The 24,908-nt window shown below is 66.7% G+C and carries 16 protein-coding genes; 10 read left to right on the forward strand and 6 right to left on the reverse strand.

Annotation, left to right across the window (positions count from 1 at the left end; genetic code table 11):
• The first annotated feature begins 125 nt into the window (after positions 1-125).
• Complete coding sequence (locus DNK56_RS00590) at positions 126-1,157, forward strand: alanine racemase (protein ID WP_111329645.1); 1,032 nt, start codon at positions 126-128, stop codon at positions 1,155-1,157.
• 19 nt (positions 1,158-1,176) lie between these two features.
• On the opposite strand, the gene DNK56_RS00595 is transcribed toward DNK56_RS00590, so the two are convergent.
• Entirely contained in the window at positions 1,177-2,694 is a 1,518-nt protein-coding gene (locus tag DNK56_RS00595) for a glycosyltransferase family 87 protein (RefSeq protein ID WP_241989708.1), read from the reverse strand.
• A 122-nt stretch (positions 2,695-2,816) separates the two neighbouring features.
• The gene (locus tag DNK56_RS00600) at positions 2,817-5,603 is read right to left on the reverse strand and encodes a transglycosylase domain-containing protein (protein WP_199563676.1); all 2,787 of its coding nucleotides are present in this window, start codon (positions 5,601-5,603) and stop codon (positions 2,817-2,819) included.
• Positions 5,604-5,990: 387 nt separating this feature from the next.
• Between DNK56_RS00600 and DNK56_RS00610 the strand changes: the two genes are divergently transcribed.
• The 4 genes from DNK56_RS00610 (at position 5,991) to DNK56_RS35670 (ending at position 9,820) form a co-directional block, all read left to right on the forward strand.
• Positions 5,991-6,695: a PadR family transcriptional regulator gene (locus DNK56_RS00610; protein ID WP_111329651.1), complete on the forward strand. Its 705-nt coding sequence runs from the start codon at positions 5,991-5,993 to the stop codon at positions 6,693-6,695.
• Positions 6,696-6,756: 61 nt separating this feature from the next.
• A complete protein-coding gene (locus DNK56_RS00615) occupies positions 6,757-7,839 on the forward strand; it encodes an inositol-3-phosphate synthase (protein ID WP_111329439.1) in 1,083 nt (360 codons plus the stop codon).
• A gap of 114 nt (positions 7,840-7,953) precedes the next feature.
• Entirely contained in the window at positions 7,954-9,222 is a 1,269-nt protein-coding gene (locus DNK56_RS00620) for an MFS transporter (protein ID WP_111329653.1), read from the forward strand.
• Between the two features lie 295 nt (positions 9,223-9,517).
• A complete protein-coding gene (locus DNK56_RS35670; protein WP_241989700.1) occupies positions 9,518-9,820 on the forward strand; it encodes an LppU/SCO3897 family protein in 303 nt (100 codons plus the stop codon).
• Between the two features lie 131 nt (positions 9,821-9,951).
• Here DNK56_RS35670 and DNK56_RS00630 read toward each other — a convergent pair whose 3' ends face one another.
• On the reverse strand, positions 9,952-11,394 hold the full coding sequence (locus tag DNK56_RS00630; protein WP_111329441.1) for a CCA tRNA nucleotidyltransferase: 1,443 nt from the start codon (positions 11,392-11,394) through the stop codon (positions 9,952-9,954).
• Positions 11,395-11,575: 181 nt separating this feature from the next.
• Between DNK56_RS00630 and DNK56_RS00635 the strand changes: the two genes are divergently transcribed.
• The 4 genes from DNK56_RS00635 to DNK56_RS00650 all read left to right on the forward strand — a co-directional run bounded on the left by DNK56_RS00635 (position 11,576) and on the right by DNK56_RS00650 (position 19,420).
• Positions 11,576-13,873, forward strand: coding sequence for a DUF6049 family protein (locus DNK56_RS00635; protein WP_199563677.1), 2,298 nt, complete (start codon positions 11,576-11,578; stop codon positions 13,871-13,873).
• Positions 13,874-13,922: 49 nt separating this feature from the next.
• Complete coding sequence (murJ, locus tag DNK56_RS00640; RefSeq protein WP_111329444.1) at positions 13,923-16,070, forward strand: murein biosynthesis integral membrane protein MurJ; 2,148 nt, start codon at positions 13,923-13,925, stop codon at positions 16,068-16,070.
• A gap of 128 nt (positions 16,071-16,198) precedes the next feature.
• The gene (locus tag DNK56_RS00645) at positions 16,199-17,938 is read left to right on the forward strand and encodes a protein kinase family protein (protein WP_111329446.1); all 1,740 of its coding nucleotides are present in this window, start codon (positions 16,199-16,201) and stop codon (positions 17,936-17,938) included.
• A gap of 318 nt (positions 17,939-18,256) precedes the next feature.
• Entirely contained in the window at positions 18,257-19,420 is a 1,164-nt protein-coding gene (locus DNK56_RS00650) for an IS4 family transposase (RefSeq protein WP_111329449.1), read from the forward strand.
• Positions 19,421-19,739: 319 nt separating this feature from the next.
• Here DNK56_RS00650 and DNK56_RS34600 read toward each other — a convergent pair whose 3' ends face one another.
• From DNK56_RS34600 to DNK56_RS34605, 3 genes are all read right to left on the reverse strand, one after another.
• On the reverse strand, positions 19,740-20,354 hold the full coding sequence (locus tag DNK56_RS34600; protein WP_146610478.1) for a hypothetical protein: 615 nt from the start codon (positions 20,352-20,354) through the stop codon (positions 19,740-19,742).
• Between the two features lie 361 nt (positions 20,355-20,715).
• Positions 20,716-21,879 carry an IS4 family transposase gene (locus DNK56_RS00655; protein ID WP_111329449.1) on the reverse strand — a complete coding sequence of 388 codons (1,164 nt, stop codon included), beginning with the start codon at positions 21,877-21,879 and terminating at the stop codon, positions 20,716-20,718.
• 427 nt (positions 21,880-22,306) lie between these two features.
• Positions 22,307-22,870 (reverse strand): hypothetical protein, encoded by a 564-nt coding sequence (locus DNK56_RS34605; protein ID WP_146610538.1) that lies wholly within the window; start codon positions 22,868-22,870, stop codon positions 22,307-22,309.
• A gap of 820 nt (positions 22,871-23,690) precedes the next feature.
• On the opposite strand from DNK56_RS34605, the gene DNK56_RS00660 reads away from it, so the two are divergent.
• Positions 23,691-24,716: an IS630 family transposase gene (locus DNK56_RS00660; protein WP_241989709.1), complete on the forward strand. Its 1,026-nt coding sequence runs from the start codon at positions 23,691-23,693 to the stop codon at positions 24,714-24,716.
• Positions 24,717-24,908: the final 192 nt, after the last annotated feature.

Here is a 24,908-nt window from a genome sequence, read left to right on the forward strand (position 1 = left end):
TCACCACCCAAGAGCCGCTGATCACGCCCCGGAGCTGACGAAACGGGCTTCATTCGTTTCAATGGGGCCTGAACACGCTTTCCCATCCGTTCCACCTCAGCCACCAGAAGGGTTCCGGACCGGCCATGGCGCTCTCCCTGTACGTCGACACCGCGCGCTGGCGGGCGCACCAGAAGTCCGTTATCGACCAGTTCCCGGGCATCGTGCCGGTCTGCAAGGGCAACGGCTACGGCTTCGGCCACGAGCGGCTGGCCGACGAGGCGATCCGCTTCGGCTCCGACATCCTCGCGGTCGGCACCACCTACGAGGCGGCCCAGATCAAGGACTGGTTCAGCGGCGATCTGCTGGTCCTCACCCCGTTCCGGCGCGGTGAGGAGCCGGTGCCGCTGCCCGACCGCGTCGTACGGTCCGTGTCGTCCGTGGACGGGGTGCACGCCCTGGTGGGCGCCCGTGTCGTCATCGAGTGCATGAGCTCGATGAAGCGCCACGGCGTCAAGGAGGAGGAACTGGGCCTCCTGCACGCCGCCATCGAGGACGTACGCCTCGAAGGCTTCGCCCTGCACCTGCCGCTGGACCGTACGGACGGCTCGGACGCCGTCGAGGAGGTCATCGCGTGGATGGACCGCCTCCGGGCGGCCCGGCTGCCGCTGCACACGATGTTCGTCAGCCATCTGCGCGCCGACGAGCTGGCCCGGCTGCAGCAGCAGTTCCCGCAGACCCGGTTCCGCGCCCGCATCGGCACCCGGCTCTGGCTCGGGGACCACGAGGCGACGGAGTACCGGGGCGCCGTGCTCGACGTCACCCGCGTCGTGAAGGGCGACCGGTTCGGCTACCGGCAGCAGAAGGCCGCGTCCGACGGCTGGCTGGTCGTCGTCGCCGGCGGCACCTCGCACGGCGTGGGCCTGGAGGCGCCGAAGGCGCTGCACGGCGTGATGCCGCGTGCCAAGGGCGTCGCCCGCGCGGGCCTGGCGACCGTGAACCGCAACCTGTCGCCCTTCGTCTGGGCGGGCAAGCAGCGCTGGTTCGCCGAGCCCCCGCACATGCAGGTGTCGATCCTGTTCGTACCGGCCGACGCCGAGGAGCCCCGGGTGGGCGACGAACTGGTGGCGCACCTGCGCCACACGACCACCCAGTACGACCGCCTCGTCGAGCGCTGAGCCCGCACGCCCGCCCCGCTCAGTCGGCGGCGGGCGCCCCGGCCGTACCCCACTCCACCCGCGATCCGGCCGCCCCGGCCCCGTCGTCCGCCCCCTCATCACCGCGTACGGCGCCGGGCTGGGCGATGTGGGTCAGCGCGAAGACGTCCTCGGCCCCGTCGAGCACCCCGCCCGAGGGGTCGTCCGAGCCGTCGTGCCGTACCCCGTCGCGTTCCGGCATCGAGATGTCCCGTACGACGAGGGCGCACAGGTACAGGGTGCCCACCAGATGCAGCATGATCGCCATCTGGTAGCCCTCCGTGGGCAGTCCCTGGTGCTTGTCGCCGCTCGTCGTGTACGCGAGGTACATCCAGATCCCCAGGAAGTACAGGACCTCGCAGGTCTGCCAGATCAGGAAGTCCCGCCAGCGGGGCCTGGCCAGCGCGGCGAGCGGGATGAGCCACAGCACGTACTGCGGTGAGTAGACCTTGTTGACGAGGATGAAGACCGCGACGACGAGGAACGCGAGCTGGGCGAACCGCGGCCGGCGCGGCGCGGTCAGGGCCAGGGCGCCGATCGCGAGACACAGCACGAGCGTCGTCACCGTCGAGACGGTGTTGACCGTGCTCACGTCGATCGCCTCGCCGGAGCGCTGTGTGATGACCAGCCAGAACGATCCGAAGTCGATGCCGCGTTCCTGGCTGAAGGTGTAGAACTTCTTCCACCCCTCGGGCGCCAGGATCATGACCGGCAGATTGACCACCAGCCAGGAGCCGGCCGCCCCCAGCAGCGCCGCGCCGAACGCGCGCCACTTCCCGGCCCGCCAGCACAGCACGAAGACCGGCCCCAGCAGCAGCACGGGGTACAGCTTGGCGGCCGTGGCCAGCCCGATGAGGATGCCGAAGGCCAGCGGACGGCTGCGGGACCACATGAGCATCGCCGCGGCGGTCAGGGCGACGGCCAGCAGGTCCCAGTTGATCGTGGCGGTGAGCGCGAAGGCAGGCGCGAGCGCCATCAGCAGGCCGTCCCAGGGGCGCCGACGGTGCGTGCGGGCGACACAGACGGCGATCACCGCGGTGCAGATCATCAGCATGCCGGCGTTGGCCAGCCAGTACGCCTGTTCCTGCGCCTGGAGGGAGCCGCCGCCCGGCGTCAGCCAGGCCGCGACCTGCATGAACACCCCGGTGAGAACGGGGTACTCCAGAAACTGCATGTCACCGGGCAGCCGGTCGAAGTACGGCACCAGGCCGTCCGCGAAGCCGCGCCCCGAGTACAGATGCGGGATGTCCGAGTAGCAGGCGTGGGTGTACTGGGAGGCCGCGCCCCGGAACCACGCCCAGTTGTAGCAGGGCAGCTTCTGCACCATGCCGAGCGCGAACATGCCGATGGCCACCAGGGCGACGGCTGCCACCGGCGTGAGCGCGGTGCCGCCGAGCCGCGCCCAGCGCCCCGACCTCCCGCCGATCAGCTCGCTGCCGGCCGCCGCGACCTCGTCCCGGTGCGTGGGCCGTACGACGGACCGTTCCTCGTGCACGCTCGTGTCCTCTGCGCTTGGCATGTCGCACATCCTGCCGTACGGCGCTGTGGAAACAACGAGGGCCGCCGCACCAAGGTGCCGCGGCCCTCTTCTCTCACCGGCTTCACCTCGCGCGCGGCGGGGGAAGTGGTGCGTGCCGGGCACTAGCCGCCCGTACCGCCCCACCAGTTGGTGTTACCGGTGCTGTTGTTGTTCCCGTTGGTGTTTCCGCCGCCGCCGGTGGTGGTGGTGGTGGTGGTGTTCCCGCCGGTCTCGGTGGAACCGTCCGTACCGCCGTCACCGCCGGTCGTACCGGTGGAGGTGCCAGTGTCCGTATTGCCACCGTCGTTGCCTTGGATGGCGGTACCCATGTCCGTATTGCCGCCGTCGTTGCCCTGGCTGGTGCCCGTGTTCGCGTTGCCGCCGTTGTTGTTCTGGCAGTCCCAGTCCCACGTACCGCAGGTGTCGGTCGGGTCCGGGGTAGGGACGTCGGGCGTGGGCGTGGGCGTCGTCGGGGTCGGTTCCTTCGTCTCAGTCTTGGTCGGGGTGGGCGTCGGTGTCGGCGAGGGCTTCTTGGAGGCGCCGCCACCGTAGACCTCCTCGCCGATCGGCTCCGCCTCGGGGAACTTCTCGTACTTCGCGCCCTTCATGGCCTCGGCCATGTAGTCGTGCCAGACCTGCGCGGGGAACGAGGCACCGTGGATCTTGTCCTTGCCACCGGTGCCGTACATCGACTCGAACTTACGGTTCTTGTTCTTCTCGTCGTCGTCCAGCCGGTACATGCTGATCGCGGTCGACAGCTGCGGCGTGTAGCCCACGAACCACGCCGACAGGTTGTCATCGGTCGTACCGGTCTTGCCCGCGACGTCACGGCCCGGAAGGCGGGCGGGCGTACCCGTTCCCTTGTCCACGACGTTCTTGAGGACGTCCGTGACGTTGTCGGCAATGGCACTGTCGAAGGCGCTCCTGGTGACGACCCGGTGGCGGTAGACGGGCGCGCCGCGCTTCTTCACCTCGGTGACGGAGAAGGGCTCGCGCTGCTGGCCGCGGGCAGCGAAGGTGGCGTAGGCACCCGCCATGCGGGTCGTACTGGGCGAGGACGTACCGATGGAGAAAGACGGCACGCTGGCGTCCGCCATGTACCGGTCGTCCTTGAGGCCGGCCGAGATGGCCGCGGCCTTCACCTTGTCCGTACCGACGTCCATGCCGAGCTGCACGAACGGGGAGTTGGCGGACCACTGCATGGCCTCACGCAGGGTGATGTTGCCGTACGACTGGTGGTCGTCGTTGGTCTGGAGCCACTCCTTGCCGTCCTCGTCGGTCCAGATGTCGCCGTTGTACTTCTTGATCTTCAGCTTGTCGTCGCCGTTGTAGATACTGAGCGGCGAGACCTTCGTACGCTGCGACTCGTTCTGGTCCGGGCCGCCGGACGGGTCCCGCTTGCCGTACTCCATGGCGGCGGCGAGCACAAACGGCTTGAAGGTGGAGCCGACCGCGGCACCGGTGGGGCCGGCGTTGCTGGTGAAGTGCTTGGTCGCGTCCGCACCACCGTAGATTGCCCTGATCGCCCCGGTCTTCGGGTCGATCGACGAACCGCCGAACTGCACGTGGGTGTCCTCAGGACGCTTCTTGGGATCGATGTTCTCGTCATAGACCCGCTTGACGGCCTTGCTGAGCTGGTCGACCTTCTTCTTGTCGAAGGTCGTGTGAATCTCGTAGCCGCCCGTGTCGAGCATGTCCGTAGTGATCTTGGTGTTGTTGACCACCTCGGCCTTGGCCATGTTGACGAGGTAGCCGATCTGACCGCCCAGCTGAGCGTTGCGCTTCGGCTTGTCGGGCATCGGGAACTCGGTGTACTTGTCCCGCTCCTTCTGCGTCATCCGGCCGTCCTTCACCTCCTCGTCAAGAATCCACTTCCAGCGCTTCGTCGCGCGGGCGAGGTTCTTCTCGGCGGTGGCCTGCACCGGGTCGATCTCCGGCGCACCGGCCGGGTCGTAGTAGGTGGCGCCCTTGAGGAGGCTGGCCAGGAAGGCGCACTCGCTCGGGTCGAGGTCCTTGGCATCCTTGCCGTAGTACGTACGGGCCGCGGCCTGGAGGCCGGAGGCGCCACGTCCGTAGTACGAGACGTTGAGGTACCCGGCCATGACCTCGGACTTCTTCATCTCGCTGCCGACCTTGAGCGTGATGAAGAGTTCCTTGAACTTGCGGGTCAGGGTCTGATCCGACGAGAGCCACGAGTTCTTGACGTACTGCTGGGTGATCGTCGAGCCACCCTGGGTCTCGCCGCCCTTGGCCATGTTGAACACGGCGCGGGCGATACCCATGGGGTCGATGCCGTGGTCGGAGTCGAAGGACTTGTTCTCGGCGGAGATGACGGCGTTGCGCATCGCCTTGGGGATCTGCGCGTAGTCGATGACCTGGCGGTTGACCTCACCGCCGGTGGCCACCATCTGGGTACCGTCGTTCCAGTAGTAGACGTTGTTCTCCGCGTCCGCCGCATCGTTGATGTCCGGGGTGGCCACCATCGCGTACGCGAGACCCGCGAGGCCCATCAGCAGGCCCAGGAAACCGATGCACAGGCTGGAGACCAGCTTCCAGGACGGAATCCAGCGCCGCAGACCGTCCCGACCGGCCCGCGGGTAGTCGATGAAGCGCTTCTTGCCCGGGCGCCGGCCGCCACGCCCCTCCGCCCCGCCGTCCCCGCCCCCGCGGCGCCGACCACCGCCGCCGCCGTCCGAGCCGCCGCGGCCCGCGCCGCCCCGCTGGGCCGCCCGTCTGGCCGCGGCACGACCTGCGTACGGGGCCTCCTCGCCGTGCGAGGCGGAAGGTGAGGCCGAAGTTACTCCGCGTGACGGCGCTGCGCGGCGTCCGGAGGACTGCTGGGCGGCTCGTCGGGCCGCGGCACGTCCGCCACCTTGCGGTTGCGACGTCTTGCGACGGTGCTCGCTCATCGAACGACTACTCCTCGGGCAGGCGAGAGCGCCTGGAAGCGGCAGGTGAGATCCGGTCCCCCGAACGACGGGCCGGCCCGGCGACAGGCCCGCCCGCAATGCATCCGGCTGCTCCGCGAGCACTGACGCGTGCGCGTGTCTCACGGTTCCCGGTGGTGTGCATGCCGCACAGACTACGCACGGTCAAAACCCTTCCAGGACCGAACTTCACCCCAAATAACGCAAGTCGGTTCCTACGAATTAGTGATGTGACGCCGCTCACTGAGGCTCCCCTTGTCGGCACGAGCAACGCGATCTATCGTGCTGATGTATCGAGCCGATACATCAGACCGGTACATCGGCTCGGCACCAGGGACCGCGGCAGCACTCGAAGAAGGAGGGGCAAGGTTGAGCAGACGCTCCGGCATCCTTGAGTTCGCCGTCCTCGGACTGCTCCGCGAATCCCCGATGCACGGCTATGAGCTGCGCAAACGCCTCAACACCTCGTTGGGCATCTTCCGTGCCTTCAGTTACGGAACCCTCTACCCCTGCCTCAAGACGCTGGTCGCCAACGGCTGGTTGATCGAGGAACCGGGGACCCCTCCGACGGAATCGGCGTCCGGCTCCGGCCGGGCCGTCGCTCCTGCCTCGTCCCTGGCGGGACGCCGCGCCAAGATCGTCTACCGATTGACGGCGGAAGGTAAGGAGCACTTCGAGGAGCTGCTCTCGCACACCGGCCCCGACTCCTGGGAGGACGAGCACTTCGCTGCCCGCTTCGCCTTCTTCGGGCAGACGGAGCACGAGGTGCGGATGCGGGTGCTGGAAGGCCGTCGCAGCCGGCTGGAGGAGCGCCTGGAGAAGATGAGCGCCTCTCTGGCCCGCACCCGCGAGCGTCTCGACGATTACACACTTGAGCTGCAGCGACACGGCATGGAGTCCGTGGAGCGCGAAGTGCGCTGGCTGAACGAGCTCATCGAGAGCGAGCGGTCGGGACGGGATCAGCGACGATCCTCGCCCGAGAGCTCAGCTCAGCAGAACACCGCAGGAGAGCCGGACGGCCTGCCCCGACGGGGAGACAACCCGTCGGATCCGTCCGGCGACACCGCCAAGTGAGCTCACCGCATACTGCGGCGGGCTCATCAGAAACATCCATTACACACAGGGAGCAACCGGAATGGGTTCGGTTCGCGTAGCCATCGTCGGCGTGGGCAACTGCGCCGCCTCGCTGGTCCAGGGCGTCGAGTACTACAAGGACGCCGATCCGGCCGGCAAGGTGCCCGGTCTGATGCACGTCCAGTTCGGCGACTACCACGTGCGGGACGTCGAGTTCGTCGCCGCCTTCGACGTCGACGCGAAGAAGGTCGGCCTGGACCTCTCGGACGCCATCGGCGCGAGCGAGAACAACACCATCAAGCTCTGCGACGTGCCGAACGCCGGTGTCACCGTCCAGCGCGGCCACACCCACGACGGCCTGGGCAAGTACTACCGCCAGACCATCGAGGAGTCGACCGAGGCCCCGGTCGACATCGTCCAGATCCTCAAGGACCGCAAGGTCGACGTCCTCGTCTGCTACCTCCCGGTGGGCTCCGAGGTCGCCGCGAAGTTCTACGCCCAGTGCGCCATCGACGCCAAGGTCGCGTTCGTCAACGCCCTCCCGGTCTTCATCGCCGGCACCAAGGAGTGGGCGGACAAGTTCACCGAGGCCGGTGTCCCGATCGTCGGCGACGACATCAAGTCGCAGGTCGGCGCCACCATCACGCACCGCGTGATGGCGAAGCTCTTCGAGGACCGGGGCGTCGTCCTGGACCGCACGATGCAGCTGAACGTCGGCGGCAACATGGATTTCAAGAACATGCTCGAGCGCGAGCGCCTGGAGTCCAAGAAGATCTCCAAGACGCAGGCCGTCACCTCGCAGATCCGTGACCGCGAGCTCGGTGAGGACAACGTCCACATCGGCCCGTCGGACTACGTGGCCTGGCTGGACGACCGCAAGTGGGCGTACGTGCGCCTCGAGGGCCGCGCCTTCGGTGACGTCCCGCTGAACCTGGAGTACAAGCTCGAGGTGTGGGACTCCCCGAACTCGGCCGGTGTCATCATCGACGCCCTCCGCGCCGCGAAGATCGCCAAGGACCGCGGCATCGGCGGCCCCATCCTCTCCGCATCGTCGTACTTCATGAAGTCGCCGCCCGTGCAGTACTTCGACGACGAGGCCCGCGAGAACGTCGAGAAGTTCATCCGCGGTGAGGTCTCCCACTGACTCATCTGAGTCAGCCGTGCGGCTGACGGGCGGCAACGCCTGTCGACTGCCGTGCCTTTGAGGGCCCCCGGGCAATGCGCTCGGGGGCCCTCGCCGTGTGTGACCCTTGCTTCCATGCCCGTCGTGCATGACCTGCGCATACTCCTGCGCCTACGCGACTTCCGCCGCCTTCTGGCCGTGCGGGTCCTGTCCCAGTCGGCCGACGGCGTCTACCAGGTGGCCCTCGCCGCGCATGTGGTCTTCGCGCCGGAGAAACAGACCTCCGCAGCGGCCATCGCCTCCGCGATGGCCGTGCTCCTGCTGCCCTACTCGCTCATTGGCCCGTTCGCGGGCGTCCTGCTGGACCGCTGGCCGCGGCGCAAGGTCTTCGTGTACGGCAACCTGCTGCGCTCCGCCCTCGCCTGCTGCACCGCGCTCCTGCTCACCGGAGCGGCCCCTCTCTGGCTCTTCTACGCCTCGGCGCTGTGCGTCACCGCGGTCAACCGCTTCGTCCTCGCCGGGCTTTCGGCCGTACTGCCGCGCGTGGTCCCCCGGGAACAACTGGTGCTCGCCAACTCGCTGTCGCCGACCGCGGGCACCCTCGCCGCCACGGCCGGCGGCGGGCTCGCCTTTGTCGTCCGGGTGGTCCTCGCGGACTCCGACACCGCCGTGGTGCTGCTGGGGGCGGTGCTCTACCTCGCCTCGGCGCTGGCTGCCCTGAGCCTGGCGGCAAGGCTGCTCGGACCGGACCGTGCCGCGCCTCCGGTGCCGCTGCGCGCCGCGCTCGCCACCGCGGCCGGTGGGCTCCTGGACGGGCTGCGGCATGTGATGCAGCACCGGAGCGCCTCGCGGGTGCTGGCCGCGATGACGGTGATCCGTTTCTGCTACGGAGCACTGACCGTCATGGTGCTGATGCTCTGCCGGTACGCCTGGACGGACAGCGATGACGACGGGCTCGCCCTGCTCGGTGCGGCGGTGTTGGCCTCCGGTGCCGGGTTCTTCGCCGCGGCCGTGCTGACCCCCTGGGCTGCGGCGCGGTTCGGGCGGCTCCGCTGGATGGTGGTGTGCGCGGCGACGGCCGCGGTTCTCGTACCGGCCCTGGGGCTGTGGTTCGCGCCGGTGCCGATGCTGGTGGCCGCGTTCGTGCTCGGTCTGGTCACCCAGGGCGCGAAGATCGCCACGGACACCGTGGTGCAGACGGCCGTGGACGACGCCTACCGGGGCAGGGCCTTCTCGTTCTACGACGTGCTGTTCAACGTGGCTTTCGTCGCCGCTGCCGCAGCGGCCGCGCTGATGCTGCCTCCTGACGGGCGGTCGGCGGCTCTGCTGGGCAGCGTGGCGGTACTGTACGCAGGCTCTGCCCTGTACCTCGCGCATTGGAGTCGGGGCCGTGCTGTCCTATAGCGTGCCCGCGTCAAATCAGACACGCGATTCACGGGGGCATCCAGATGACTTACCCGCCACAGCAAGGCAACGGCCCATACGGCCAGCAGCCCGCTCAGCCCTACCCGTCTCAGCAGGGCGGCTACGGCTTCCCGCCCCAACAGCCGCAGCAGGGCTGGGGCGCTCCCCAGCAGAGCCGTATCCCCCGCACCAGGGCCAGCCGCAGCCGCAGGGCTGGGGCGGCCCCCAGGGGCCTTCGCAGCCGTCCGGCGGTAAGAAGGCGTTCCTCGCCACGCGGAACATCATCATCATCGTCGTGGGCATCGTCGTACTCATCGGCCTGAAGTTCGGCTGGTCCGAGATATTCGAGTCCGACGCCAAGGCCGCTGCGGTGGGCGACTGCCTGGAGAACAAGGGGACCAACTTCAACCCGGACATGAAGTCCGCCGACTGCGGCTCGTCCGCTGCGGAGTACCGGGTCGAGGAAGTTCACGACAACACGACGGACACGGACCTGTGCGACGCGGAGAAGTACGTCGCCTACACCGAGAGTTCGGGCCGTCGTAAGAGCCGGAGCAGTGTGGTGCTCTGCCTGACGCCGCTCAAGACGGCCGACTGAGCGGCTGCCTCAGCACACCACCGAGGGCGTTGTTTCACGTGAAACAACGCCCTCGGCATACGCGGAGGTGCTCATGTTTCACGTGAAACATGAGCACCTCCGACACACACAGAGGGGAGCGCGGCAGGGCTTCAGCTCTGCGCCGCCCACCACTTCTTCAGTTCCTCAACCGCCTGCTCATGCTCCAGCGGCCCGTTCTCCAGCCGCAGCTCCAGCAGGAACGCGTATGCCTTGCCGATGACCGGGCCAGGCCCCACGCCCAGGATCTGCATGATCTCGTTGCCGTTCAGGTCCGGCCGGATGGCGTCCAGCTCCTCCTGGCCCTTCAGCTGGGCGATGCGCTCCTCCAGCCCGTCATAGGTGCGCGAGAGGGCGGCGGCCTTGCGCTTGTTCCTGGTGGTGCAGTCGGACCGGGTCAGCTTGTGCAGCCGCTCCAGGAGCGGTCCGGCGTCCCTTACATAACGGCGCACCGCGGAGTCGGTCCACTCGCCGTCCCCATAGCCGTGGAAGCGCAGATGCAGCTCCACCAGCTTCGAGACGTCCTTGACCATCTCGTTGGAGTACTTGAGCGCCGTCATGCGCTTCTTGGTCATCTTGGCGCCCACCACCTCGTGGTGGTGGAAGGAGACCCGCCCGTCCTTCTCGAACCGCCGCGTCCTCGGCTTACCGATGTCGTGCAGCAGGGCTGCCAGGCGCAGAACGAGATCAGGCCCGTCCGCCTCCAGGTCGATCGCCTGCTCCAGGACGGTCAGCGAGTGCTCGTACACGTCCTTGTGCCGGTGGTGCTCGTCGCTCTCCAGCCGCAGCGCCGGCAGCTCGGGCAGCACCTGCTGAGCGAGCCCGGTCTCCACGAGGAGGGACAGGCCCTTCCGGGGGTGCGCGGAGAGCAGCAGCTTGTTCAGCTCCTCGCGCACCCGCTCGGCGGAGACGATCTCGATCCGGCCGGCCATCTCCGTCATGGCGGTGACGACCTCGGGAGCGACCTGGAAGTCGAGCTGCGCGGCGAACCGTGCCGCACGAAGCATGCGCAGCGGATCGTCGGAGAAGGACTCCTCGGGCGTACCTGGAGTGCGCAGCACCCGCTCGGACAGGTCCTCCAGGCCCCCGTGGGGGTCAATGAAGTCCTTCTCGGGCAGGGCGACGGCCATGGCGTTGACCGTGAAGTCGCGGCGCACGAGGTCGTCCTCGATGGAGTCGCCGTAGGACACCTCCGGCTTGCGCGAGGTCCGGTCGTACGCCTCCGACCGGTACGTGGTGACCTCGATCTGGTAGCCGTTCTTCTGGGCCCCCACCGTGCCGAAGGCGATGCCGACCTCCCACACGGAGTCGGCCCATGGCCTGACGATCTTCAGCACGGCCTCGGGGCGGGCGTCGGTCGTGAAGTCCAGGTCGTTCCCCAGCCGGCCGAGAAGTGCGTCACGAACCGATCCGCCGACCAGTGCGAGACTGAACCCGGCATCCTGAAATCGGCGGGCGAGGTCGTCGGCGACCGGGGAGACCCGCAGCAGTTCGCTGACTGCGCGGTGCTGCACCTGGGTCAGGGCGCTGGGGTTGTCTTCGTTGGCATTCGGCACAACAGAAAAGGGTACGTGCCCCGGCCGGTCCGGGCGTCACGCATTTCCCCCGCCCTGCGAGACTCTCCCGATCATGCGGCAGACACCCCAGCACTTAGCCCCCGCGCACCTCGTTACCATGCGGGGACGCAGCAACGGACGATGCTCGACAGCAGCTGACGAAGACGAGGGACGGGTACGCGTGGCCGAGGCGGCACACATCCAGGGGATGCATCCCTCTCCTGCCCGCCGGTGGCTGCGGCGCACAGCCGCCGTGCTCGCCGGGGCTCCGCTCGTCGCAGCCCTGCTGGCCGGTGCCGCCGCGCCGCAGGCCCGCGCAGAGGCGGCGAGCAAGGCCCCGACAGGTTCCAGCACGGTCGCGATCGCGCTGGACGAGCTGACTCCCAGCGCCCCTGAGAAAGGGGACACGTTGCGGATCTCCGGCACCCTGACCAACAAGGGCAAGGAGACGGTCACCGACGCCCAGGTGGACCTTCGGGTCGGCCCCCGGCTCTACAGCCGGACCGCCATCGACACGGCCGACCGCCGCACGGGATACCTGCCCGGCTCGGACCCGTATCCGATCGGCGGCAAGTACACGGTCGAGATCGACAAGCTGCGCTCGGGTATCAGCCAGGACTTCACGCTCTCGGTGCCCGTCAGCAAGCTGGGGCTCGGGGACGACGGCGTGTACCAGCTGGGTGTCTCTCTGACCGGTCGCACCTCGCACACCGTGTACGACCAGGTGCTCGGCATCGAGCGGACCTTTCTGCCGTGGCAGGACGGGGAGAGCGACTCCAGGATCGGCCTCAGCTACCTCTGGCCGCTGATCGCCTCCTCGCACCTCACGGCGGAGACCGGCTCGGACGAGCAGCAGACCCCGGTGTTCGCCGACGACGACCTCGCCGCCGAGATCGCACCGGGCGGCCGCCTGGAGCAGATGGTGTCGCTGGGCAGGCAGCTGCCCGTGACCTGGGTCATCGATCCCGACCTGCTGGCGAGCGTCGACGCGATGACCAAGCCGTACCGGGTCAGGTCGGGCGACACCACCGTCGCCGGGACCAACCAGGCGGTCGCCAAGAAGTGGCTCACCTCGCTGGAGGCCGCCGTCTCCGAGGGCAAGGTCGTGGCCCTGCCCTTCGGCGACCCGGACCTGGCCTCCATCGCCCACCGGGGCAAGAACGTCTCGGGCACTCTCAGCCATCTGCAGAACGCCAGCGAGGTCGCCGCGATGACGGTGGAGACGATCCTCCACCTGAAGCCCTCGACCGACTTCGCATGGCCGGTGGACGGCGCGGTGGATCCGTCGATCGTGGACGTCGCCACCTCGGCCGGCGCCCATCACGTGATCGCCCGCAGCGACAGTCTCGAAGAGACCGGGAACCTCACGTACACGCCCTCCGCGGCCCGCCCCATCGGCGGCGGCACCACGGCGGTGGTCGCCGACGCACGGCTCTCCACGGCCTTCCAGGGCGACATGGGCAACGCGGGGAACTCCACGCTCGCCGTACAGAAGTTCCTGGCCCTCACCCTCGCCCTGGCCGAGCAGGACACGGACAAGGAACGCTCCGTCGTCGTCGCGCCCCAGCGCATGCCGACGATCGCCCAGGCACAGTCGATGGCCCGTGCCCTCCATGTACTGAACGACGACCGCTGGACCCGGGCCCAGGATCTGACCCGCGCGTCCACCACCGAACCGGACACCGAGGCCACCACCAAGGTGCCCCCCGCCTCCCGGTACCCGAAGAAGCTGCGCCACCAGGAGCTGCTTTCCCAGGCGTTCCAGGACATCAAGTCCATTCAGTCCTCGCTCGACAACTTCCAGGTCATCCTCACCCACCCCGAGCGGGTCGTGACGCCCTTCGGCAACGCCGTCAACCGGTCCATGTCCACCACATGGCGGGGCAAGCCGCTGAAGGCCCAGCAGTACCGGGACTCGGTGCGCACCTATCTGCAGGGGCTCGTCGGCGAGGTGCAGCTCGTCCCGAAGTCCGACATCACCCTGTCCGGGCGCAGCGCCACGATCCCCGTGACCGTGCAGAACAGGTTGCTCCAGGACGTGGAGAACCTGGTGCTGCGACTGAAGTCGGACAACGCGACCCGGCTCAAGCTGAACGACGGCGGGAGCATCGCGGAGCAGCCCATCCGGATCGGCGCCGGGCACAGCCAGTCGGTCAAGTTCGACGCGGCGGCCAACATCAATGGCCAGGTCCAGATGACCGCACAGCTCTACACGAAGGACGGCACCCCCTACGGTGAGGAAATGGCCTTCACCGTGAAGGTCTCCGAGATCACCCCGACGGTGCTCCTGGTGATCGCCGGCGGGTTGCTGCTGCTGGTCCTGGCGGGCATCAGGATGTATGCACACCGCAAGCGCGCCAACGCGGGCGGCGCGACGGGCGACGGCGGCGGTGAACCCGAGCAGCCGAGTGACCCGACGCCGGACACCGGTCCCGAAAGCACGGAGCCGTCCGGCACGGGTGAGAAAGTGGACCGTTGAGCGATGTCTGTCGTGGCCGGTCGGCCGGGGACGATGAGGTGGGGTTTCGATGAACGCGCCGTACGACGGTGACCGCGGTCAGGGTACGGGCGGGGCCGGCTACTCCGGCGGTCCTCCGGTGCCCCCTGGGCCGGAACAGCAGCCGGCACCGGACCCGTATCTGCAGTCCGCGTACGACTACGACCCCTACCGGGCGCAGGACCTCTCCGCCCAGGACCCGGTGAACGAGGCGCTGTACGACCGTGCCGCGCACCCGCCGCCGCCCCCGGGCACCTACCAGCAGCCGCAGCCGCTCTACCAGCAGCCCCCGGCCGCCCAGTACGCCCCCGACCCCCGGATCTGGGCGCAGACCCCGCCGCCCGAGCCCGCCGGACCCTCCCGCCACCTCCCGTACGGCGACAACGCCGCGACGACCCAGTTCGTCGGCGTGGACGATCTCGTCACGCAGGCCTCCGCCGACCACGACGAGCCCGACGCCTTCGCCCACCTCTTCCGGGACCAGGAAGGCCCCGCCGCCTCCCCGGCACCCGCACAGCCCGAGCCCGCCCCCGCGCCGCCCAAGTCCGGGGGCCGCGCCTCCGGCCTGCTGAAGTCCAGTGCGGTCATGGCGGCCGGCACGCTCGTCTCGCGCCTCACCGGCTTCGTCCGCAGCCTCGTGATCACCGCGGCACTCGGCGCCGCGTTGCTCGGTGACAGCTTCACCATCCCCTACACGCTGCCCACGATGATCTACATCCTCACCGTGGGCGGCGGCCTCAACTCCGTCTTCGTCCCGCAGCTCGTCCGCTCCATGAAGGAGGACAAGGACGGCGGCGAGGCGTACGCCAACCGGCTGCTGACCCTGGTGATGGTCGCTCTCGGCCTGATCGTCGCCGTGGCGGTCTTCGCGGCTCCCTGGCTCATCCGGCTGATGTCCTCGACGATCGCGGACGAACCGGCGGCCAACAGCGTCGCCGTCACCTTCGCCCGCTACTGCCTGCCCACCATCTTCTTCATGGGTGTGCACGTCGTGATGGGCCAGATCCTCAACGCCCGCGGCAAGTTCGGCGCGATGATGTGGACCCCGGTCCTGAACAACATCGTCATGATCTTCACCTTCGGCATGTTCATCTGGGTCTACGGCACCTCCCACGAGTCCCAGATGGGTGTGGACACGATCCCGCCGGACGGGGTGCGCCTCCTGGGCATCGGCACCCTGCTCGGCCTGGTCGTCCAGGCGCTGGCCATGATCCCGTACCTCCGCGAGGCCGGGTTCCGCTTCCGCCCCCGGTTCGACTGGAAGGGCCACGGGCTCGGCAAGACGGTCAAGCTCGCCAAGTGGACGGTCCTGTTCGTCTTCGCCAACCAGGCCGGTGTGCTCGTCGTCACCCAGCTCGCGACCTCGGCCGGCAAGGCCTCGGGTACGGACGGAGCGGGCTTCCTCGCCTATTCCAACGCCCAGCTGATCTGGGGCATGCCGCAGGCGATCATCACCGTCTCGGTCATGGCCGCCCTGCTGCCCCGCATCTCCCGCGCCGCCCACGACAACGACCCGGGCGCCGTCCGCGACGACATCTCGCAGGGGCTGCGCAACTCCGCCGTGGCCATCGTGCCGGTCGCCTTCGCGTTCCTCGCCCTGGGCGTTCCGATGTGCACCCTGCTCTACGCCTCCACCGGCCCCGAGGCCGCCCGCTCCATGGGCTTCATCCTGATGGCCTTCGGCCTCGGCCTGATCCCGTACTCCGTGCAGTACGTGGTGCTGCGCGGGTTCTACGCGTACGAGGACACCCGTACGCCCTTCTACAACACCGTCATCGTCGCTCTGGTCAACGCGGCGGCCTCGGCCCTCTGCTACGTCGTCCTGCCCGCCCGCTGGGCCGTGGTCGGCATGGCGGCCTCCTACGGCCTCGCGTACGCGGTGGGCGTCGGGATCGCCTGGCGCCGGCTGCGCAACCGCCTGGGCGGCGACCTGGACGGCGCGCACGTCGTCCGCACCTACGCCCGGCTGTGCCTCGCCGCGCTGCCCGCCACCGTGGTGGGCGGGGCGGTCGGCTTCGGGCTGCTGAACGTGCTGGGGAACGGCGCGCTCGGTTCGCTCGTCGCTCTGGTGTGCGGCGGGGCCCTGCTCCTGGGAGTGTTCTTCGTCGCCGCCAAGAGGATGCGCATCGAGGAGATCAACGGCATGGTCGGCATGGTCAGGGGACGGCTCGGCCGCTGAGAACGGCCGCACCGCACAACCATCGCCGGTCTCCGCGTGTCGTGCATAGCGCCGGAGTGTGGGCACAATTGGCGTGACTGTGCAGAGCTGGCTGGCATCGCGCAACGGATGGGGAGGCAGGAACGACGGTGGCGGAACGTAGCACGGCCGCCGTCGACGTGGCCGCAGACAGCGGGGACGAGCCGCTGACCGCCAAGGCGGACGAGGCCACGACCGACGGGACGGCAGAAGCGCAGGACGCGGCGGACACGGACTCCCAGGGGGAGGACGGCGGGCAGACCGCTTCCGAGACTTACCCGGCCGCCCCGGACCTGCACAGCGGACACAGACTGGCCCGCCGCTACCGGCTGGAGGAGTGCGTCACCCGGCTGGACGGCTTCAGCAGCTGGCGGGCCGTGGACGAGAAGCTGCGCCGCGCGGTCGGCGTCCACCTGCTCACCGCGGACCACCCCAGGGCCCGCTCCGTCCTGGCCGCCGCCCGGTCCGCCGCCCTGCTGGGCGACCCACGCTTCGTCCAGGTCCTCGACGCCGTCGAGGAGGACGACCTCGTCTACGTCGTCCACGAATGGCTCCCCGACGCCACCGAGCTGACGGCCCTGTTCGGCGCCGGCCCGATGGACGCCCATGACGCCTACCAGCTCGTCAGCCAGGTCTCCCAGGCCATGGCCGCCGCACACCGGGAGGGCCTGGCCCACCTCAGACTGACCCCCGGCGCGGTGCTGCGCAGTTCGTCCGGCCAGTACCGCATCCGCGGCCTCGCGGTGAACGCCGCGCTGCGGGGCATCACCTCCGACGGCCCCCAGCGCGCCGACACAGAGGCCATCGGCGCCCTGCTGTACGCCGCGCTGACCCAGCGCTGGCCGTACGAGAGCGACGCGTACGGGCTCACCGGGCTGCCCAAGGGCATGGGTCTGCTCCCGCCCGACCAGGTGCGGGCGGGGGTGCACCGAGGCCTGTCCGAGATCGCCATGCGGGCCCTCGCCAACGACGGGGCCACCGCGTCCCGCCAGGAACAGCCCTGCACCACACCGGACGAGCTGGCCAAGGCCGTGGCGGCGATGCCCCGCATCCGGCCGCCCGAGCCCGTCTTCACCGCCCCGCCCGAGTACCAGCGGACCACCTACCAGCAGGGCACGTACGGCAGGCCGGCCATGCCCGGCGCCGGGGTGACCCAGCCCGTCGTCCCCGTGCCGCCGGCCCCGCTGCAGAGCCGCACCGGGCGAGCCCTGAAGTGGGCCGTCTCCGCACTGCTGATCGCCGCACTGGGCCTGGGCAGCTGGCAGCTCGCCGAAACACTCATCGACCGCAACAACAACTCGAGCGACGACCCCGGCACCACCCAGACCAACCCGGACGGTGAAAAGGGGCATGCCAAGCAGGCAACACCGAAAATCCTGCCCATCCGCACCGCCAGCGAGTTCTATCCGGACGGGTCGCCACAGAACATCGACGGTGTCACAAGCACCTACGACAAGGACCGCACGTCGTTCTGGCGTACCAAGACCTACTACGACGGCCCTGTACTCGCCCCGTTCAAGAAGGGAGTCGGCATCATTTATGATCTCGGCTCGCCTCAGAACGTCTCGGGTGCCTCCATCGCACTCCGATACGGAGGCGATCACACCAAGATCTCGCTTTATGCAGTGGATTCGTTGACACCTGCGAAACCCATCACCTCGCTGAGAAAAATCGCCGAGTCGACGACGTCGATCACCCTGATGAAGCCACAAGCAAAAACCCCTGTGAAATCACGCTATGTACTTCTGTGGATAACTGCCGCGCCGTACGCCGATGGCGATCAATACAGTCAGGCCGGATACAAACAAGGAATAACCGATGTCTCATTCCTTGGCACCTCGCCACATTAGGTGAATTCTCGGACGGGGCCCCCTCGACCTGCCCTACGCGGCGGGTTCCACTTGGTAATTCTGATCGGGTCCGATCGAGTGGCAGTAGGGCTGCGGCATGAGCCTTCCTCTTGCGGTAGTACTGCGGACCGGTCGGAGCAAGAAGACTCATGTCCGCCCTGATGCCACCCTTGACGCACCTGGTTACCTCGTTTCCTGACGTCACTCGCCCACGCCGCCATGGCCCCAACGTCGCTCGCTTAGTTCATGATCGCGTAGAGTCTCGGTCTTGTGCCGAGAGATCACATAGTTGGTGAGACGTACCCGGAGCGGGTCCGGATGGGGGTGCTGTCGCGTACGTTCACGCCCGAGCTGGTCGACTTCGTGGTCGATGAGGCGGGGGCGCGCGAGGAGCGGACCCGGTCGTTGCCGGCCCGGCTGATGGTGTATTTCGTCCTGACGATGTGGCTGTTCAGCGGTGACGGATACGGCCTGGTGCTGCGGGAGTTGGTGGAGCACTGGCCGCGCCGGGCGCGGGAGGTGTGGCGTCCGGCGCGCACGGGGTCTCTGACAACGGCGCGGGCCCGGCTGGGTGCGGGGCCGCTGCGACTGCTCTTCGACCGGGTCGCCGGTTGCACCGGCACTGCGGCCACGCCGGGGGCTTTCTGGCGCGGGCTGCGGCTGACCTCCATGGACGGCACACTGCTGGACGTTCCTGACAGCGAGGCGAACGCTGCCGCCTACACCCGTGCCTCCAACGGAAATCGGCCTGGACCGTACCCGCAGGTGAGGCTCCTCGCGCTGGTGGAGTGCGGCACGAAGGCGTTGATCGGTGCGGTCTTCGACTCCTTCGCCGTCGGCGAGCGCACCTTGGCCGCCCGCCTCCTGGTGCACCTGCGGGAAGGCATCCTGTTGATGGCCGACCGGGGCTTTCCAGCCTATGAGCTGTGGCGGGCAGCCGCGGTCACCGGGGCCGAACTCCTGTGGCGGGTCTCGGATTCCTTCACCCTGCGGCCGCATGAGGTTCTGGCCGACGGCACCTTCCTCACCCGCCTGAACGGGCCGCGCGGCGCCCGGATCACCGTGCGCGCCGTGGAGTACACCGTGGTCACCACCACGATCGGCGCGGACGGCGACAGTGAGGAGACCTCGGAGCTGTTCTGCCTGATCACCACGCTCCTGGACCCCGAGGCGGCACCCGCCGCAGAGCTGGCAGAGCTGTACACCGCCCGCTGGACCAGCGAGACGATCTTCAAGCACATCAAGATCGAACAGCGGGGAGGACGCACCGCGACCCTCCGGTCCAACAGTCCCGCCATGGTCGAGCAGGAACTGTGGGCCATGCTCTGCGTCTACCAGGCCGTACACGACCTGGCCGTGGACGCCGCCCACCACGCGAACCTCCCCGTCTCGCACATCAGCTTCAAGAACACCCTCGCCGCCGCCCGACGTTCCGTCGGCGCGGACTTTCCCCCCTCGGCAACTGGCCGCCAGGATCCGTGACATCCAGGCCGACCTGACCCGCGAGGCCGTCCGTCCCCGCCCCGGACGTGCCGCACCCCGCGCCACCAAACGCAGCACCACCGGATACCGCACCCTCAAACCGGACGAGCCCGCCACCACCAAGGTCACCCACACGATCAGCCTCTCGCTCTTCCCCGAAGAACGACGACCACGCAAGCCGCGGGCGAAGCCGAGACCCCTGCAACTCGCCCCGCAGGAAACGACGTCACCGACACTCAAAGACATGGCGACGGCCATCTAATAGAGCGACGTTGGCCATGGCCCTGGCAAACTTCACCACGAGGCATACCAGTGATCTTCACTCGTCAGCGCGCAGATCGGAAGTTCTCACCACGTCAAGTGAATTCTCATAGGCCTTCACAAGATCGAGTTTGATCTTGGAGAATTCTGCCGCATTTTTTCGAATGTAATCCGACTGAAGCTCGGTCTCCACAGATAGCAGAATTTCGGCAATGCGAGACTTCCCCTTGCATTGCACATCATTTATTGCAGTCGATATTTCCGTAGCGCTAGCCTCACTCACCTGCCATCTGGGATCATTATTCGCTTCCCAAATATCAGCATACTTGTATCCAAGACCTTCCATGCAGGTTTTCCATCGAGCCATCGCCTTGATGACATTGGAATCTCGACTCGCATCGAGGAAGGATCGAGAATGATACTTCAGCAGTTCCCTCCATTTTGATCCTTCTTCCCTTTCCCCAAAAATTTCCCTCTGCGCCTGCCCCAAGCAACCTTTCTTGGATGGGATCCTTTCGTTACTCAAATCCTCATCAGGCGCCCTCCCCGTGTATGCCTCAATAGACCTGGGAGTTGGCTTAAATTCCTCCTCGGAATTCTTGCGATCCAGAGAATCAGACTCAGGATCAGAAGACTCAGGATCAGAAGGCGGATGGTAGCCCCACTTACGCACCTCTGATTCCTCTATGACACCGTACCGACGGGCGTTCATGGGGGATTGAGGCATTCCATCTATCTTAGTTGTTACTGGTTCAGGCCCAACGTCGCTCTATTAGATGGCCGTCGCCATGTCTTTGAGTGTCGGTGACGTCGTTTCCTGCGGGGCGAGTTGCAGGGGTCTCGGCTTCGCCCGCGGCTTGCGTGGTCGTCGTTCTTCGGGGAAGAGCGAGAGGCTGATCGTGTGGGTGACCTTGGTGGTGGCGGGCTCGTCCGGTTTGAGGGTGCGGTATCCGGTGGTGCTGCGTTTGGTGGCGCGGGGTGCGGCACGTCCGGGGCGGGGACGGACGGCCTCGCGGGTCAGGTCGGCCTGGATGTCACGGATCCTGGCGGCCAGTTGCCGAGGGGGGAAAGTCCGCGCCGACGGAACGTCGGGCGGCGGCGAGGGTGTTCTTGAAGCTGATGTGCGAGACGGGGAGGTTCGCGTGGTGGGCGGCGTCCACGGCCAGGTCGTGTACGGCCTGGTAGACGCAGAGCATGGCCCACAGTTCCTGCTCGACCATGGCGGGACTGTTGGACCGGAGGGTCGCGGTGCGTCCTCCCCGCTGTTCGATCTTGATGTGCTTGAAGATCGTCTCGCTGGTCCAGCGGGCGGTGTACAGCTCTGCCAGCTCTGCGGCGGGTGCCGCCTCGGGGTCCAGGAGCGTGGTGATCAGGCAGAACAGCTCCGAGGTCTCCTCACTGTCGCCGTCCGCGCCGATCGTGGTGGTGACCACGGTGTACTCCACGGCGCGCACGGTGATCCGGGCGCCGCGCGGCCCGTTCAGGCGGGTGAGGAAGGTGCCGTCGGCCAGAACCTCATGCGGCCGCAGGGTGAAGGAATCCGAGACCCGCCACAGGAGTTCGGCCCCGGTGACCGCGGCTGCCCGCCACAGCTCATAGGCTGGAAAGCCCCGGTCGGCCATCAACAGGATGCCTTCCCGCAGGTGCACCAGGAGGCGGGCGGCCAAGGTGCGCTCGCCGACGGCGAAGGAGTCGAAGACCGCACCGATCAACGCCTTCGTGCCGCACTCCACCAGCGCGAGGAGCCTCACCTGCGGGTACGGTCCAGGCCGATTTCCGTTGGAGGCACGGGTGTAGGCGGCAGCGTTCGCCTCGCTGTCAGGAACGTCCAGCAGTGTGCCGTCCATGGAGGTCAGCCGCAGCCCGCGCCAGAAAGCCCCCGGCGTGGCCGCAGTGCCGGTGCAACCGGCGACCCGGTCGAAGAGCAGTCGCAGCGGCCCCGCACCCAGCCGGGCCCGCGCCGTTGTCAGAGACCCCGTGCGCGCCGGACGCCACACCTCCCGCGCCCGGCGCGGCCAGTGCTCCACCAACTCCCGCAGCACCAGGCCGTATCCGTCACCGCTGAACAGCCACATCGTCAGGACGAAATACACCATCAGCCGGGCCGGCAACGACCGGGTCCGCTCCTCGCGCGCCCCCGCCTCATCGACCACGAAGTCGACCAGCTCGGGCGTGAACGTACGCGACAGCACCCCCATCCGGACCCGCTCCGGGTACGTCTCACCAACTATGTGATCTCTCGGCACAAGACCGAGACTCTACGCGATCATGAACTAAGCGAGCGACGTTGGGTTCAGGCCAGTTGAAACCACGTTCCTTCATGCACAAGTAGGCCAGCTCCTGAACTGCAAGGTCATTCACTTTGGCCTGCTCAGGCGATTCCACATACGCGTCCATGGGAAGCCTGATATCGGATCCCTGCATTACCACACCTCCCGAGGATCTGGGATTACCGCGTTCTGTTGGCGTAGTGTGTGGGTCAGACGGCACAGTAGCCGAAGAGCAACCAGTCACAAAGAGACTGACCATTGGAAGTGCGCAAAAAAAATACCGTCGGAGATTCATGACCTTCACAAGAAAAAGGGCGCCCCACCTTTATAGGGAGGGCGCCGCCGACTGTTAATACTAACCGTAGATCGACCCGCAAGTAACATTGAATCGGTGAGAGTTCATATTGTCGTTGGCGAGCCTCCCGTTACTCAATCCTACATTCCTGAAAAAAACGCTACCGTTCGGCTTGATCGTGAAACAGGGGCCTGCATAGTTTGAGTTGTAATAAATGGCCACACGGCTGTCCGGATCCCCATTGATCGCCCCACTGACGTTCGTAAGGACCCCGTCACCCTTATAGAGGGCCGTACTTGTTCCAGTGTAAGTGATGTTCGCCCATGAACTCCGGGAATAAAAATCGATCCTCAGCTTTCCGTTGAGATACTGGCCGCCGTTCTCAAACAGACATATCTTGTCGTACGCATACTCGACAGTGCACTCAACCGCCGACGCCGAGGGAGCTGCAATAAAACCGAAAGCTCCCGCCGTAGCCGCGACCGTGACGACTGAAGAAATCACCCTTTTCATGAAAAGCCTTTCTACGAAATTGTGGTGGAGCTGTAAAATTTTCATGATCCACATAGCCTTGTCAAGACGACCAAAACGCCAGGTTCCCCTTGATAAGGCATCAAGCTGCAACAACTTGGATCATCCCAAACGCAGTCTGTCACGGCAGCTGTAGTACCGGTTCGGCGCTGGTCGGCGACTTATACAGCCAAATTTAGCCATGGGTATGAAACACCACGATCACAAGCACTTATGGCGATGTGTCAGTATATTACGGCTTTGATCTGATGAGGTCGCGCGAACCGCTCAGGTCAATGACAGGTGCAGATATCGGCCTGGAATCCTCTGTCACGACGCTCCCGATGAAAGCAGAATATGGCCAGCAGGGCAGGGATTATGTGTACCGCCCCCTTGCGGCACCACTACACGCCGTTCGGCGATCACCCCACCCCCATGTGGGTCCCGTATGACCCGGTAATATCGCAGGGACGGCAGAGCGTTGACCCCCGCAACTCCACGAGTTCGACCTCAGCGATACGAGAGCACAGTGCGCACCATCCTCATCTGCGCCAAACACATGTCGGGGTCTCATCACACACAAGTGAGGTCAACTTCATCAGGCAGTTCCGCCGACGCAGCTGATTCGTCTTTCTGGCCGGCGACGACTTGCTCAACCGTCGGTTATCTCATAAGAACTACTGACTCAGAGAACTAGCAGCTTACCCATTTTTCGAGAACGGGAGAGACTCAGTCGATCTGCATCAAGAAGTCGAAGCTCTCTACCATCCGAGGCCCTGGGTGATTCGAAAGATAACTCCGGACCCTCTAGTGTCTTGTGATCTGGTTCATGTCACCTGAAGCTCTTTGGTTCGTTGGACACTGTGTGAACCTCTCTTCGGAACAGGCCGCGGAATTGCGGACGTTGGCGGCGGACCGGCATGTGACTGCGGATGTGGCTCTGCGAGCCCGCATCGTGTTGTGGGCGGGCGAGGGCCGCCGCCGTAAGGACATCGCCGAACTGGCGGGGGTGTCCGCCCGAACGGTGGACCGCACCAGGACCCGGTACGTGGAGAACGGTGTGGCGGGCCTGGTGGAAAGGAAGCGCGGTGGCGGAAAGGAGCAGGTGCCGCCGCAGACCCGCAGCCGGGTGATCGCGCTGACGCGGATGACTCCGCCACCGGAATCGGGACTGTCGCACTGGTCCACGCGCACACTGGCCGATCACCTGAAGCGGCGCGAGGGCATCAAGGTGTCCTTCCACTACATCGCCCGTGTCTGGCGGGAGGAGAACCTGAAGCCGCACCGGTCGGGCACTTTCAAACTGTCGAAAGACCCGGCGTTCGCGGAGAAGGTCGCCGATATCGTCGGTCTGTACCTGGACCCGCCCGGGGGCGCTGTCGTCCTGTCGGTCGACGAGAAGACGCAGGTGCAGGCGTTGGACAGGACCCAGCCGGTGCTGCCCGTGGCCTTCGCCGCCACCGAGAAGCGCACCCACGACTACGTGCGGCACGGCACCACGAACCTGTTCGCCGCGCTGAATATCGCCACCGGCGAAGTACTCGGCGAATGCAAGCCGAACCGGAACGGGGCGAACTTCCTGGCCTTCCTGAAGAAGGTGGTGAAACCGCACGCCGGCAAGGAGATCCATATCGTGCTGGACAACCTGTCCACGCACACCACCCCGGACGTGATGGCGTGGCTGGAGAAGAACCCTCACGTGCACTTCCATTTCACCCCCGTCGGCTCTTCCTGGCTGAACCAGATCGAGATCTGGTTCGGGATCATCACCCGGCAGTCCATCCGTCGCGGCACCTTCTCCAGTGTCCACGTCCTGGTCAAGCAGATCCGCGACTACATCAACTCCTGGAACCAGAACCCGAAACCCTTCACCTGGACCGCGACCACCGGCGAGATCCTCGCAAAGGTCCGGCTCGTCGCGACCAGAGTGAGGAAACTCGTCAATAACAACTCGAACTGACACGAACCGGATCACAAGACACTAGCGGCTCCGGCGAAACGGATTACTCCCTGTTATTCGTGGCCCAAGTGCCGCGAGCAAGTAAGAAGCCGGGTATATGCGGTGCTGAATCCAACGGTCGAAGGTCACGCTACGAGCTCTTAGGATGCCTCCTGTAGATTGTTATTCAGCCCGGATAGATGAGGCAGGCGG

The sequence above is a fragment of the Streptomyces sp. AC1-42W genome (assembly GCF_003248355.1).
Taxonomy (GTDB): domain Bacteria; phylum Actinomycetota; class Actinomycetes; order Streptomycetales; family Streptomycetaceae; genus Streptomyces.